Consider the following 13,566-nt stretch of genomic DNA (forward strand, 5'->3'; position numbering starts at 1 on the left):
ATCCAATCTCATCGGTTTCGGATGTCTTCGACAATGAGCGCGGCGACCGCGTCGCGGTCTGTCTTCCCGCTCGGCGTACGAGGCAGATAGGGCAGAACAGTCAGCGACAAAGGCAGCGATGCCTCGGGAAGCACTTCGCTCAGATAGGGGGAAATGGCGTGCCAGTCCGGTGGCGGACCTTCCTCCGACGCGGTGACGGCTGCCCGCAGGGTTCGCGTACCGGTACTCGCCTCGACGACTACACAGGCCGCGGCCTCGACGCCGGGCCTGCTCAGCAGATGGACGTCGATCTCCGTCAGGTTCACGCGGTACCCGCGGATCTTGACGTCGCTGTCCAGACGGGACATGAACTGCACGACACCGTCCTGGATGCGCACCAGGTCGCCTGTGCGGAAGACCCGTGTGTGGCCATGAGGCGTGGGGGCGACGGTGACGAAGCGTTCCGCGTTGAGTTCCGGCCGGTGTGTGTAGCCCAGGGAAACCGGTGATCCGGCTACGAGCAACTCACCGACGTCCGGCAATTCTTCGTCCTCCGGATCGATCAGCAGCTCACAGCCCGGCAAGGGAACACCGATCGGTGGCAGAGCAGGCCATTCGTCGGGATCGGCGGGCAGGATGTGCGACGACACCATCGCGGACTCGCTCTGGCCGTAATGGTTGACCAACCGGGCACCGGGCAGCCGTCGGAACATCGCACGGATCTGCTTGGTGGCCACCAGTTGCTCGCCCGCGGTATTAACTTCGACCAGCTGGATCCCGGCCAGATCAGGTGTCGCCTCCGCCACGATCGCCAGCATCTGCAGGGCCACGTAAGGCAGGAACATCCGCTCGACGCGGTGTTCCATCAGCCAAGCGAGCAGACCGACCGGGTCACGGCGCAGCCGTTCCGGCACGACGACCACTGTGCCGCCACCGCGAAGTGTGCCAAGTACCTCCTGGAAGTAGACATCGAAATTGAGCGGGGCGAACTGAGCGGTGCGCAGGTCCCGACGCGGTGAGTGCGAAGCCTGCCACTCCACCATGTTGTCCAGGCAGCCATGCGGGATCGCGACACCCTTGGGCCAGCCGGTTGAGCCCGAGGTATAGATGATGTAGAAGGCGGTATCCGGGTCGCAGGTGGCGGGCGGCTGGAAGACGACCACTTCGTCGGCGACGGAAAGCGAGTCGAAAGCGGGGATCGGGAGCGGTACCGGCGAATCGCTCAAGGCCGGGTCCGGTCCACTGTGGAGCAGCACCTTGGCGCCGCTGTCCTGGAGCATGTACTTCAGCCGCAACTCCGGATAGGCGGGATCGAGAGGTACATAGACGGCTCCAAGCAGCCCCGTCGCCAGCATCGCCGCGATGGTGGGCGCACCACGCTCGCCCGTGACGGCGACAGGGTCTCCTGTGGCGACGCCTTGCTCGTCGAGCAGAGCGGCGAGGCTCTGGGCCCATCGCAGGAGTTCCGCGTAGGTGAACCGGTCCTCGCCGTCGACGACCGCGATCGCTTGCGGCTGCCGGGCGGCTGTCCGCAGCAACGCAGTGATGAGGCAGGTCGGATTCGAGTCGCCACCCCACAGGGAGACCGGGAGACCGGCGTCCGTCATGCCCCCGCCTCCTGGCTCACCGCACAGTGTCCGTGCTCGCGCATCAGGCGCCCCAACTTCCGACGGTTTCCCTCACGGTCTTCGAAATGCCGGATCACCAGTTCCCGCATCTCGGCGGGCATCTCCTGGCTGAGCTTGAACATCGCGTCGACACCCTCGATCTCCAGGCGGAACGCCCCGACCCCCGGCAGAATCCGCCGGAAGTATTCCAGCGATGACGTCGGATCCCACTCTTCGCCTTGCGTGCTCTCCAGCTGTTTCACGGTCGCCAGGATGACTTCGAATGTCTCCTCGCGGTCCTGTACGAGACGGAGCCGGCCATGAAGGTGGATGGAGACGAAATCCCAGGTGGGGGCCGCCGGGTCCAGGCCATACGTCGCCGGAGTCACGTAGGCGCCCGGCCCCTGGAACACCAGCAGGGCCCGCATCCCGTCGGAAAGGGATCGCCAATGGGGGTTGGCCCGATTCAGGTGACCGATCACTTCCGAGCCGACCAGCGGCGCATCGTCCGGAATGGCGGGCGCGAGCAGAGCCGGGAGATGCGTGGAATAGGGAACGTCCGCCCCATTGGTGTTGAGCGTCGCCAGCGGATGGTCCCGCATGACGTCGCGCAGCCACGTCTCGTCGCGTACTTGATAGAGCTCGGGAACGAACACCGGATCACTCCTTCAGTGTTCAGTCAGAGACACACTCGACGATCGATTACGGGGATGCCGGGCGGGTCTTCCGGACGCCTCCAGCGCATCGGCGATCTCCCCAGCTCGTACCGCCACATTGGAAAGAAGACTGGACGAGATGCCGTGACTGTGTTCGGTGGAACCTTGCAGGAAGATGTCGACTTTCACGTCGTCCGTCGTCCGGACCCGGTAATCGCGCCCCACCTGGATGTTCCCGCGCTCGTCGCGCAGGCATCGCGTTCCGAGCTCGCCGAGCAATCGCAGCGGATCACCGGGGCGGTAGCCGGTCGCGTAGACGATAGCGTCGGCCCGGACCGCCGTGACATCGCCGGTCGGCAGGAACTCGAGCCGGACGTTCACGTCGTCGGTACCGACCTCTTGACCGCGCACCCGGGACACATTGTGGACGTGCAGACGCCGGACCCCGCTGAGGCTTTCCCGGTACACACGGTCATACAGGTCTCGTATGGTGTCGTCATCGACGACCGCGTAATTGGTGTTGGAATGGTAGTCGAGCAGCATCGCCTTCACGTCCGGCGGAGAAGTGAAATACCGGTCGACGGCGACCGGGTCGAAGACCTCGTTGGTGAACGAACTGTCGTCTGCGACGCTGAAGCCGTACCGCGCGAACACCGCGTGCACCTCCGCCTGCGGGAAACGTTCGTGCAGATAGCCGACCACTTCCGCGGCGCTCTGCCCGGCGCCGACCACGACGAAACGGGCAGGTGTCCCTGTTGCCGCCTTCTCCGCCTGGTAGAGCAAGTCCGAGCTGTGCCATATCCGGTCCCCCGCCTCGATACCCGCGGGAAGGACCGGCTCGAGCCCGGACGCGACGGCGATGGCTCGCGTCCGCACGGTCGACAGCGCACCTTGTCCGCGGACGACCACGTCGACGGCGGCCGTGGTGCCGCGAGCATCCGTGACCGGTCGTATTTCGACGACCTCACTGCCATAGTCGACATCGTCGGCGAGCTGATCGGCCGCCCAAGCCAGATAGTCGTGGAACTCGGTACGAAGTGGATAGAAGGACTTGCGGTTGAGAAACGTGGCGAAACGGCCTTTGGCGTGCAAGTAGGACAAGAATCCGAACCGGCTCGTCGGATTGCGCGGCGTGACCAAGTCCTTGAGGAATGACACCTGCATCGTCGCGCCGTCGATCAGCATGCCGCGATGCCAGCCGAACTCTTGCTGCTTCTCGAAGAAGCGCGCTTTGAAGACGGCCGCGGCGGACTCGGCCGATGCCCGTTCCCTGAGGGCTATGGCGAGTGCCAGGTTCGCCGGACCGAAACCCACGCCCACGACGTCCGCCGTATCGTCCGCCTCTGACTCGTACGCCATCGGTGATCCCTCCGTCGTTTCGTCACGGCAGCAGTCGAACTACGCCAACCAGCCGGGTCTACCGGGACTGCGGCGAGGGCTACCGGAGACGGTGGCAGAGACCGACGGCCTCGGGGCTACGGGATCGAAGCGTCTACAGGCGATGGCACATAGCATCTATTCCCCCATTGCGAATCAGCCGTTCCCGTGAAAGGAGGAGCGACCCATCAGGGTTCGTCCGTCTCCACGATGCCCCATACTGCCGTGCGAATACGTGGTGCGCAAACATTCCGATTGCGAAGGCCGGGAGCGGGCACGGTGAATCCGGTGTCCGGTCCTCACGGCTTTGCCATACGAGCAGGTTGCGGTGCCAGGACTTCCGGCGTCGGTGTCGCCCTGAGCCGGGAAAGGTAGTACAGCGTCGAGAACACCAGCACCGTCACCATGAAGATCAGCATCGGCCCGTGTCCGATCGTCCCGATCGTCAAGGAGCCGAGCGCGATGAATCCGGCCTGTGGCAGGCTGATGAGTGAATCGGCGACCGCGGACACCCTGCCGAGCATCCTGTCTGGGGCGAGATGCTGCACCTGCGTGTAGAAACCCACGATCACCGGGGCGATTCCGCCACCGATCACGACGAATCCCGCGATCGCGCTGATCGGGACCGGTATCAGGAGTGCGGCGTGTCCTGCGATGTATAGGAGCAGCCCGCAGAGAAGCAGCCGACGGGCACCAAGCCGGTCGACCATTCGGACGGTGACCATTCCGCCGACGATGGCGCCGACCGCTTGACAACTGCTCAGTACGCCCACAAAAGTGACAGAGAGCTGCAGGCCGTTCGACACAAGGGCGAACACGGTCGGCTGGATCAACCCGAAGACGGCGAGCACGCCCACCAGCGTGAAAGCGGTCTCCCGAAGTGGGGCGCACTGCCACAGGAATCGCGCGCCGGCGGTCATCTGGCGCACGAGAGGCTCACCACGCTCGTACTGTGGCTTGGGGTCATCGACGTCCACCAGCCAAACGCACACCGCGGCGACCAGATAGGTCGCGGCGTTGATCACCACCACCGCTTCCACGCTCGACGCGGCGAAAAGCGCGGTGCCGACGACCGGCGCGAACAAACGACTGATCTCTTTCAGGGTGCGCAGTTTCGCGTTCGCCCGGCCGATCCCCTTCGGTCCGGCGATCCTCGGGAGCAACGCGCCACCCGCGGCGTTGTGCAGACTCGTCCCGAACCCGGTGATCACCAGCACCGTGTAGATGATCCACACGTCCGAACTCGTGGTGGCGAACAGCACCAGACACGTGACGGGAGCGAGCACGAGGTTGATCGTCAACACGAGCCGCTTGCGCCGCACCCGATCGACGACCACTCCGAACAGCGGCGCAATGATACCTGGGGCGAGATAAGCCAGGAAGGTCATACCCGCCGCGCCGTCGCTGCCGGTCAAACTCTTCACCCAAAGGGCCGCTACCAGCCAAAGTGCGCTATCGCCGAACAGCGACAGACTCACGCCGGACAACCACAGGTTCAGGCTGCGAGTGCGGTGAGGGTTGGGTTCCTCTTGCAAGGGCTCTGGAGACATCCGGACCGGCACGGTATGACAATGTATCGGATGGTAGTCGTCGACGCGCAGCCTTCGACTCCTCGATCTCCGTTTCCGTGAAAGGCCGCTTGTGAACCCGAGCAATGAGAGAACAGCCGCACCGATGACCACCTGGGTCACGGCGGACTCGATCGACGAGATCCCGCCGGCCGAGTGGGACGCCGTGGCCGAAGGCTCCTCGCTTTTCGCTTGTCACCGCTGGCAGCGGTTTCTCGAAGACCGGCTCACCACGAAAATCGCGTATCTGCTGTGGCACGACGAGGACGGCAAGTTGATCGCGGCCCTGCCGACTTACTCCGGTGGGCCGGACGAGACACCGTCGCCCTTCACACTGACCAAGGTCATCCACTCGGAAGCCGCGTCGCCGTCGGGATTCGCGGTTCTGGGTGGGACGGCCTACGGATATCACAACGATGGATTGCTCATCCGGCCCGATGTGTCCGCCGGGGAGCGAGCCTCACTTGCTCGGACCATGGTCGAGACCTTCCGGGAGTTCGCGACTTCTCTGGGAGCCGAGTACACCGCTTTCCTCTGCGTGCCACAGGCGCGGCTCACCGAACTCTCCGAGGCGGGGTATGGGCACCCGTCGGTCGGACTGCTGAACACCGTCGCCACGCTGGATCTCCCGGCCACGACTTTCGAGGGGTACCTCCACACTCTCCCGAAGCGGCGGCGCCAGGAAATCGGCCGAGAACGCCGCATCTTCGAAAACAGTGGGCTCGTGTGGGGCCCCGCCACTTTACCGGATGATTTCGACGAGATCGCCGCGCTTTTCGAATTCACCTACCGCCAACATGGCTATCCCCCGGCCGACCCGGCAGGGCTCCGCCAGAACCTGGAGGCGCAAGCGCGATGCTTCGGCGAGGACACCTTGGTCCTCACCTGCCGCGACGAAGGGCGCCTGGTCGGCGCGGTGAGCGGATTCGTGAACGGGTCGCAATGGGTGGTCCCGTGGCTGGGCTTGGACTACGAGGTGGCGCGAAGGACGGCGCTCTATTTCAACCTCGGCTATTACCTGCCCATCGAATGTGCGCTGGCACGAGGGGCGACGACGATCGACTTCGGGATCAAAGCGCTGCACGCCAAAGTGTCGCGAGGAATGACGATCGAGCCGAAGTGGGCACTGGTCGAACCGTCATCCGAAGGAGCAAGTGGTTGGTCGGCCGCCGTTCGCGAACACAACCGCCAGAGCTTCGACGAGTTCCAGGAGGAGAACGGCGAGCGAGCGACGGAGTTCCTCACCGCGAAGTGGAGTCCCCAGGCGCCGCTTCCCGGCGCCGATTGATCGGACGCCCGGTTCGATAACGAATCCCTTGGCGATCGATCGGATCCCGGCTACGTTTGTTTCATGGTGGAGATGATCCCGGAAATCCACGGTCTTCCGATGACGCGCTCCTGCCCCTTCGATCCGCCCGACGAGCTCAGCGAGCTCAGGGAGCAAGCACCCCTTTCGCGGCTGGTATTCCCCGATGGCCACCGCGGCTGGCTGGTGACCAACCATGCGCTGGCCCGGACCGTTCTCGCGGATCCACGGTTCAGCAACCGCAACGAATTCCGGCACTGGCCGGTCGAACGCGCGCGGACACAGACACGGCACGTGCCGACGCTGCCGGGGATGTTCAGTCGTCTGGACCCGCCGGAGTACACGCGCTATCGCCGTCTCCTCGCCGGGCAGTTCACGGTACGGCGCATGGCGACGCTCGAGCCGAGGATCACCGAGATCGCCGACGCCTGTGTGGACGAGATGCTCCGGGTCGGGCCTCCCGCCGATCTCCAACGCGATTTCGCGGTGCCGATCCCGTCGCAGATGATCTGCGAGTTGATCGGTGTGCCGCTGGAAGACCGCGAGGCTTTCCTCGAACGGACGAACGTGCTGGTCGACATGAAGTCGACCAGCACGGGCTCCGGCCATGCCTGGGCGTACATCCATGACTACGTCCGCAAACTGGTCGCCGCCAAGCGGGCCGATCCGGGCGAGGATCTGCTGAGTGGTTTGACCGAAAGCGACCTCACCGACGAGGAACTGACCGGGGCAGGGGTGACGCTCATCGTCGCCGGCCTGGAGTCGACCGCGAACATGATCGCGCTCGGCATCCATGCGCTTTTGCAGAACCCCGACCAGCTCGCCCTGTTGCTCGATGACATGACGCTGCTGGAAAACGCGATCGAAGAGTTGGTGCGCTACCAGACCATCATCCACATCGGGCCGTTCCGCGGCGCGCTGGAGGACGTCGAATTGGAAGGCGTGCAGGTCAAACGGGGCGAAGTGGTGCTGGTGTCGCTTCCCGCCGCGAACCGTGATCCGCTGAGGTTCGACGACCCCGACCGACTGGACCTGCGGCGCACGACGACCGGTCACGTCGGCTTCGGTCACGGCATCCACCAGTGCATCGGCCAGCAGCTGGCGCGCGCGGAGTTGCGGATCGGCTACTCCGTACTGCTCCGGCGGCTTCCCGGCCTGAGGGTGACCCTTCCGCCGGAGGAGATCGCGATGCGGCACGACATGGGTGTGTACGGGGTCAAATCATTGCCGGTGGAGTGGGATGCCTGACCAGTTGAAGATCGAGACGGACGTCGATGTCTGTATGGGCACGGGAGTCTGTGCCCTGACGGCTCCGGCGGTGTTCACGCAACGGGAAGACGACGGAACCGTCATCGTCAGGGTGGCCACGCCGGGAGCCGAGTTGCACGAAGTGACGCAGGCGGCGGCCTACAACTGCCCGTCCGGCGCGATTCGGCTGAACGTCAGCGAGACTCCGTGACGAAGTCCGTCATCAGAGCGGTCAGCCGACCGACAGCGGGTTCCGTCACCAGGCCGAAGTGATCGCTGGAAAGCGTTTCCTCGATCACTGCCCCGGTGAGGAATTCAGTCCACTTCCTCGTGGGTACAACGGTTTCCGATGCCGACACGAGCAGTGTCCGTACATCGACCGGGGCAGGCCGGTGGCGGTGGACCGCACGCACGATCGCCGAGTAGAGCCGGCGCCGATGCCGTAGTTCCGGAGACTCGCTCACGTCACGGTTGTCGAGCGTCAGCGCGATCTCAGCACGGAAATCGCTCGCGAGTCTTTTCTCATCGGGGAGTGAGCCGTCTGGCAGGACGGCGTCGACGAGAACGAGTCCGGCGATTTCGTGTTGCTGCCGCTGCCGCAGCCGGTGGGCCACGGCCTGCGCGATGATCCCGCCGAAGGACCACCCCGCGATGTACACCGGTCGGTCGGCGCAGAACCGGGTGATCAAGTCCGCGTACTGGTCCGCCATGGAAGTCACGGACGTCGGAAGAGGTCCTCCCGGCCGTTCCTCCGCTCCGATCCCCCAGCACTGGAATCTCGAGCCGGCCTTTTGCGCGAGCGGGGCGTAGCAGAGCGCCGAGCCTGAACTCGGGTGAATCAAGAACACCGGTGCCGCCTCGCGGTCGAGCCGAGCGCTACTGGTCAGGGCGGAAATCTGTACCGGGAGCGCCTGCTGGGGCGCGACCGCCACCCGGTCCGCGAGCTCCGCGACGGTCGAAGCGGCGTAAACGTCGCCCACGGGCAAGGAGATCCCCAGCCGGCGCCTGAGCTCGGCCAGCAGGCGCACGATCCGGAGCGAGGTGCCGCCGAGTTCGAAGAAACCGTCGTGGATCCCGACCTGTTCGATGCCCAGTGTCGCGGCGAACGCCTCGGCGACGTGCCGTTCCGCGGTTGTCCGCGGCTGAGCCATCGGGGAACCTGCGGATGCGCCCGGTGACGGGAGCGCGGACCGGTCGACCTTCCCGTGCGGGGTCAAGGGGATGGCGTCGATCACGTCGACCGAGCTCGGCACCATGTAGTGGGGAAGCGACTCGCCGAGCCATTGCCGCAGCCGGGCAGGGTCACAGCTACTGCCTGGAGCGGGCACCACCCAGGCCGCGACCCGGGCATCGGCGCCGGAACCCACCAGGTGAACCACCACCTGCTGCACGTCAGGATGGCCGGCGAGAACCGTTTCGACCTCCCCGAGTTCCACCCGGAATCCGCGGATCTTGACCTGACTGTCGAGCCGGCCGCGAAAGGTCAGCTCACCGTCGCGACCCAGAACGCACCGATCTCCCGTCCGATAGACCGTCCCGCGACCGGGGACGAACGGATCCGGCACGAAAGCCTCACGGGTGGCCTCCGGGGCGTTTTCGTAGCCTTCGGCCACACTCACTCCCCCGATCCACAGCTCGCCCGGGACCCCGACCGGGGCCAAGTCTCCGAAGGCGTCGACCACGTAAGCGTGGGAATTGGCCCGCGGTCGCCCGAAAGGCAGGGGATCGACCTCGTCCGGCCCGCAGCGATGCCAGGCCATGATGACGGTCGCCTCCGTGGGCCCGTAACTGACCACCACCTCCCGTCCCCGCGCCGCCCAGCGAGCCGCGAGTTCAGCGGGGAACGCCTCGCCACCGATGTCGAGCAACCGGAGCGGCAGGTCGGGCCGGAGTGGCACGAGGTCCACGAAGGTCGGTGGCAGGACCGCCACGTCGATGCGCGCGTTCTGCAGGTAGTCGGAGAGATCGTCTGGTGCGCGGATCACTTCGAGAGAAGGCATGCACACGGTCCCGCCGCGGCACAGGGCGGTGAAGATTTCCAGGACCGAGACGTCGAAGGTGAGGTTCGAGAACTGGAGGACCCTGGTTCCTTCACCGATGTCGAAACAGTCGCCGTACTGGCGCACGAAGTCGGCTGCGGCCTCGTGGGACACCAGTACGCCTTTGGGACGTCCGGTCGAACCGGAGGTGTAGAGGACGTAGGCGGGACGGCGCCGGTCCTTTCCGGACGGACTGCGTATATCCCCCGCGCCGACCGCGCGCACCTCCGTGCCATCCACCATGACTCGGACACCTGAGTCGGCGAACTGCTTGTCCACCCGTTGCCGAGGCGCTTCCGGATCCACCGGCAAGTAGGCGGCTCCGGTTTTGAGAACGCCGAGGACAGCGGCCAAGAGCGCTACCCCGCGATCGGCCTTGACGGCCACCCGGTCCCCCGGCTCGACGCCGGCGTGCCGCAGTTTCCCGGCGACGGCGTTCGCCCTGATGTCGAGCTCGGCGTAGGTGAAGGTGCCGTCCGGACACTCGGCTGCGATCCGCGATGGTGCTACGTGCACCCAATGTGCGAAGGAGTCGTGCAGGTCCACCGTGGGCACCGGCCGCTCCGGGCCGGTCAGAGATTTGATGAGCTCTTTTCGAGTCGCGGGGTCCGTCAGCGTGATCTCCCGCAAGGGGCTCCGCGGTTTGGCGACCACCATCGTCACGACGTGTTCGAAGTGGTCCAGGAGCTGTTCGATCCGCCATCGGTCGAACAAATCGCTGGAGTACTCCACATAGAGAAGCGAACCGTCTCCGGCCGCCGACACCTGGATGTCGAGATCGAACTTCACCTGCCCGGTCGCGATCTCCCGGCTGTCTCTTGGCCGCAAGACCACCCCGGGCGCCAGAATCTGGTCCGGTGTTCCGCGCTCGAAGCCGAGCGCTGTCTGGAACAACGGGTTCGCACCTCGATGACGCGGCGGGCCGACCACCTCGACAACCTGGCTGAACGGGACCTCGCGGTGGCCGAGATCGGCGAGAAGGGCGTCCCGTGTCTGCCGGAGGAATTCGGCGAAGGGCAAGGTCTCGTCGATCCGGTTGCGGACGGCGAGCATGTTCACGAACAGGCCGACGGTGTCGAACGACTCGGCACTCGCCCGGCTTGAGGTCGGCACACCGATCGGGATGTCGGTACTGCCGGTCGTGCGGCTCAGCGTCCAGGCGAAGGCGGCGAGGATCACCATGAACGGCGATACCTGCTCACGCACCGCCAGATCCTCGACGTCGGCCATGAGCCCCGGCCGCAGTTCGCGTCGAAGCAGTTCGCCGTGATGTGCCCCCGCGGTGATCGGCCGAGGCCGGTCCGCGGGCAGTTCCACGTCTTCGAGGCCTGCGAGCCGCTTCTGCCAGTATGCGAGATGCTCGCCGATCGCCTCCTCGCTTCCGGAGGCGCGCTCCGTCCGGACGTGGTCGGCGAACTGCGGCGGCTCGATCGCCGAGGTGTCCTTTCCCCCGGCCCGGTAGTGCCGTCCGATCTCCTCGACCATCAGCTGCACCGACCAGCCATCGGCCACAATGTGATGAAACATCAGGAGCAGCACATGATGCCCGGCGCTCAAGCGATAGAGGGTGACCCGCAAGCGGTGCGGTCCGCCGAGATCGAGCGGCCGGAAACACTCCGCGCGCAAGGCTTCCCGCAGCTCCGGCTCGCCCGACGTCAGTTCCACCAGCGGGCACGCAAGTGGCGTCGGAGGCCGTACCCGGGCTGTGGGGATGCCGTCGACGTCCACGTACTCCGTGCGCAGGATCTCGTGGCGTTCGACCAGCGTTCCCAGTGCTTCACGCAGTACCTCGACGTCCAGCGCTCCGATGACGTCGTAGGCGATCGGAACGGTGTAGGCGGCCGACGGCTCCATCCGGTGAAGGAACCACAGTTGTTCTTGGGAATGAGACAGCATCAGAAGTCCAACTCGACGCCACAGTCCGTGGTCCAGTAATAGAGCTGGATGGCGGCTTCGATACTCAGCCGGTTCACGCCCGCGCCAAGCCCCTCGGACGGATCCGACAGCACCGCCTCGACCCGCTTGGCGTCCAGCAAGCCGGCGATACCGCTGGCCTTGTCCTCGCTGATCACTTGGAGCTGTTTGCGCAAGGATTGGCGATAGGCCGGATCCTGCGCCGTCGGAAAAGGAGACTTGCCGCGCCACAGGATACTTTCCGGCAGCAGGTCGGTCACCGCGGCGCGCAGCAGGCCCTTCTCCCTGCCGTCCAGATTCTTCATGGCCCAGGGGATGTTGTAGACGTACTCGACGAGGAGGTGATCGCAGAAAGGCACACGTCCTTCCAACGGGCCGGCCTGACCCATGCGGTCTCGTCGATCCAGAACCGTCCGTAGATACCTGGTGAGATTGAGATAGGTGATCTCCCGCATCCGCCGTTCCTCAGCGGTTTCCGTTCCGGTGAGCGGGGTCTCCGCGATCGCCTCCTGATAGCGCTGGTCGATGTAGCCGGGCAGATCGAGCTCCTGGTAGAGCTGCCGATCGACGAGCCCCGAGTACATCTCCATTCCGTGGAAAGGCCCGATCCAGGGAAAGGTCTTGGCCCGGACATACCAGGGATCCTGGAACCAGACGTAGCCGCCGAACAACTCGTCCGCGCCGTCGCCGCACAGCGCCACCGTCGCGGTCGGCTGCATCCGGGCCGCCAGCCGGCGGAACGCGACATGCGTGTCCAGGCCTACGACCGGCCGGTCCATCCCGCTCACCACGGCCAGCTGTTCCAGCGGATCCATCAGGTCGTCGGTGGTCACCAGCAGTTCGCTGTGGTCGGTGCCGAGGCGCTCGACCATCGTCGCCACGTGAGGACTGTCCGGGGACTCGTGCATCTCGTTGCGACGGAAGTGTGCGAGGTTGTAGCCGTACTCCATCGAGAAGGTGCGCAACCGGTCACCACCGGCCCCCGCGCCGACCTCACGGTCCACGAGCGTGGACACGATGCTGGAGTCGAGGCCACCGGAGAGCATCACCCCGAGCGGTACATCGGAGACCACCTGGCGTTTTATGCTGTCTTCCAGCAGCTCCCGCACCGTGCGGATGGTCTCGGACAGGCTTTCGGTGTGCTCCCGGGCGGGGAGCTGCCAGTAATGGCGCCTGCTGAGCCCGTCTCGGCCGAAGGTCACGATCTCGCCGGGCATCACCTCCCTGACACCTCGGAAGACCGTGAGGCCGGGGGTCGGCGTATAGCCGAGAAGTTCGCGCAGGCCGTCGTGGTCGACGACGGGCCGTGCCTGTCCGGTGTGGAACAGCGCTTTGGGCTCCGACGCGAACGCGAATCCTTCGTCGGTCAGCGTGTAGTGGAGCGGATAGATCCCGAACCTGTCACGGATGAGGTGGAGCTGTTCCTTCGCCGCGTCCCAGACCGCGAACGCGAACATCCCCCGCAGCCGCTCCGCGCACGAGGGTCCCCATTCCTCGAAGGCACGGAGCACGACCTCTGTGTCGCTTCCCGTGATGAAGCGGTGCCCACGCCCGGTCAGCTCCCGGCGCAGGTCCACGAAGTTGAAGATCTCCCCGGTGTACGCGAGGACGGCCGGTTCCGCACCGTCCTCGGCATCTGCGCCCACCATCGGCTGGCTACCGCCGATCGGGTCGATGACCGCGAGCCGGGTGAACACCAGCAGCGCATGCCGCCCCAACCAGCGGCCGCCCGACTCGGGGCCGCGGTCGTGCAACGCCGCCGCGAACCGGTCAGCGGTCTGATCCCGTCCGCCGAGATCCGAGCTGAAGGAGATGATTCCGCCAATTCCACACACGTCGACTCCTGGAGGAACGGGGCACAGAGCCCGCCGA

General features: G+C 65.6%; 9 protein-coding genes. 3 read left to right on the plus strand and 6 right to left on the minus strand.

The genetic code is table 11. The features are described 5' to 3' along the window. Positions 1-8 precede the first annotated feature (8 nt). From AC0685_RS31445 to AC0685_RS31460, 4 genes are all read right to left on the minus strand, one after another. Positions 9-1,586, minus strand: a complete 1,578-nt coding sequence (locus AC0685_RS31445; protein WP_478228805.1) for an amino acid adenylation domain-containing protein — start codon at positions 1,584-1,586, stop codon at positions 9-11. After that, positions 1,583-2,242 (minus strand): FMN-binding negative transcriptional regulator, encoded by a 660-nt coding sequence (locus AC0685_RS31450; protein ID WP_478228806.1) that lies wholly within the window; start codon positions 2,240-2,242, stop codon positions 1,583-1,585. The genes AC0685_RS31445 and AC0685_RS31450 overlap by 4 nt, the downstream gene beginning before the upstream one ends. Positions 2,243-2,254: 12 nt before the next feature. Continuing rightward, positions 2,255-3,601 (minus strand): lysine N(6)-hydroxylase/L-ornithine N(5)-oxygenase family protein, encoded by a 1,347-nt coding sequence (locus AC0685_RS31455; RefSeq protein ID WP_340681969.1) that lies wholly within the window; start codon positions 3,599-3,601, stop codon positions 2,255-2,257. 317 nt (positions 3,602-3,918) lie between these two features. Next, positions 3,919-5,181, minus strand: coding sequence for an MFS transporter (locus AC0685_RS31460; RefSeq protein ID WP_478228807.1), 1,263 nt, complete (start codon positions 5,179-5,181; stop codon positions 3,919-3,921). A 112-nt stretch (positions 5,182-5,293) separates the two neighbouring features. Here AC0685_RS31460 and AC0685_RS31465 point away from each other — a divergent pair, with 112 nt between their 5' ends. The 3 genes from AC0685_RS31465 (at position 5,294) to AC0685_RS31475 (ending at position 7,952) form a co-directional block, all read left to right on the plus strand. After that, complete coding sequence (locus AC0685_RS31465; RefSeq protein WP_478228808.1) at positions 5,294-6,475, plus strand: GNAT family N-acetyltransferase; 1,182 nt, start codon at positions 5,294-5,296, stop codon at positions 6,473-6,475. Between the two features lie 63 nt (positions 6,476-6,538). Further along, positions 6,539-7,741 (plus strand): cytochrome P450, encoded by a 1,203-nt coding sequence (locus tag AC0685_RS31470; protein WP_478228809.1) that lies wholly within the window; start codon positions 6,539-6,541, stop codon positions 7,739-7,741. Further along, the gene (locus tag AC0685_RS31475; RefSeq protein ID WP_340681973.1) at positions 7,734-7,952 is read left to right on the plus strand and encodes a ferredoxin; all 219 of its coding nucleotides are present in this window, start codon (positions 7,734-7,736) and stop codon (positions 7,950-7,952) included. Before AC0685_RS31470 ends, AC0685_RS31475 begins: the two co-directional genes overlap by 8 nt. Here the strand turns inward: AC0685_RS31475 and AC0685_RS31480 are convergent. After that, positions 7,936-11,676 (minus strand): non-ribosomal peptide synthetase, encoded by a 3,741-nt coding sequence (locus tag AC0685_RS31480; RefSeq protein ID WP_478228810.1) that lies wholly within the window; start codon positions 11,674-11,676, stop codon positions 7,936-7,938. The genes AC0685_RS31475 and AC0685_RS31480 overlap by 17 nt on opposite strands. After that, a complete protein-coding gene (gene asnB / locus AC0685_RS31485) occupies positions 11,676-13,529 on the minus strand; it encodes an asparagine synthase (glutamine-hydrolyzing) (RefSeq protein WP_478228811.1) in 1,854 nt (617 codons plus the stop codon). The genes AC0685_RS31480 and asnB overlap by 1 nt, the downstream gene beginning before the upstream one ends. Positions 13,530-13,566: the final 37 nt, after the last annotated feature.

It is taken from the genome of Amycolatopsis sp. NPDC043889 (assembly GCF_056435645.1).

What these genes read in the sequence shown, in the direction of transcription:
- AC0685_RS31475 (WP_340681973.1), top strand. Translation starts at nt 7,734, where the DNA reads ATGCCTGACCAGTTGAAGATCGAGACGGACGTCGATGTCTGTATGGGC.
- AC0685_RS31470 (WP_478228809.1), top strand. Translation starts at nt 6,539, where the DNA reads ATGGTGGAGATGATCCCGGAAATCCACGGTCTTCCGATGACGCGCTCC.
- AC0685_RS31465 (WP_478228808.1), top strand. Translation starts at nt 5,294, where the DNA reads ATGACCACCTGGGTCACGGCGGACTCGATCGACGAGATCCCGCCGGCC.
- AC0685_RS31455 (WP_340681969.1), bottom strand. Translation starts at nt 3,601, where the DNA reads ATGGCGTACGAGTCAGAGGCGGACGATACGGCGGACGTCGTGGGCGTG.
- AC0685_RS31480 (WP_478228810.1), bottom strand. Translation starts at nt 11,676, where the DNA reads ATGCTGTCTCATTCCCAAGAACAACTGTGGTTCCTTCACCGGATGGAG.
- AC0685_RS31445 (WP_478228805.1), bottom strand. Translation starts at nt 1,586, where the DNA reads ATGACGGACGCCGGTCTCCCGGTCTCCCTGTGGGGTGGCGACTCGAAT.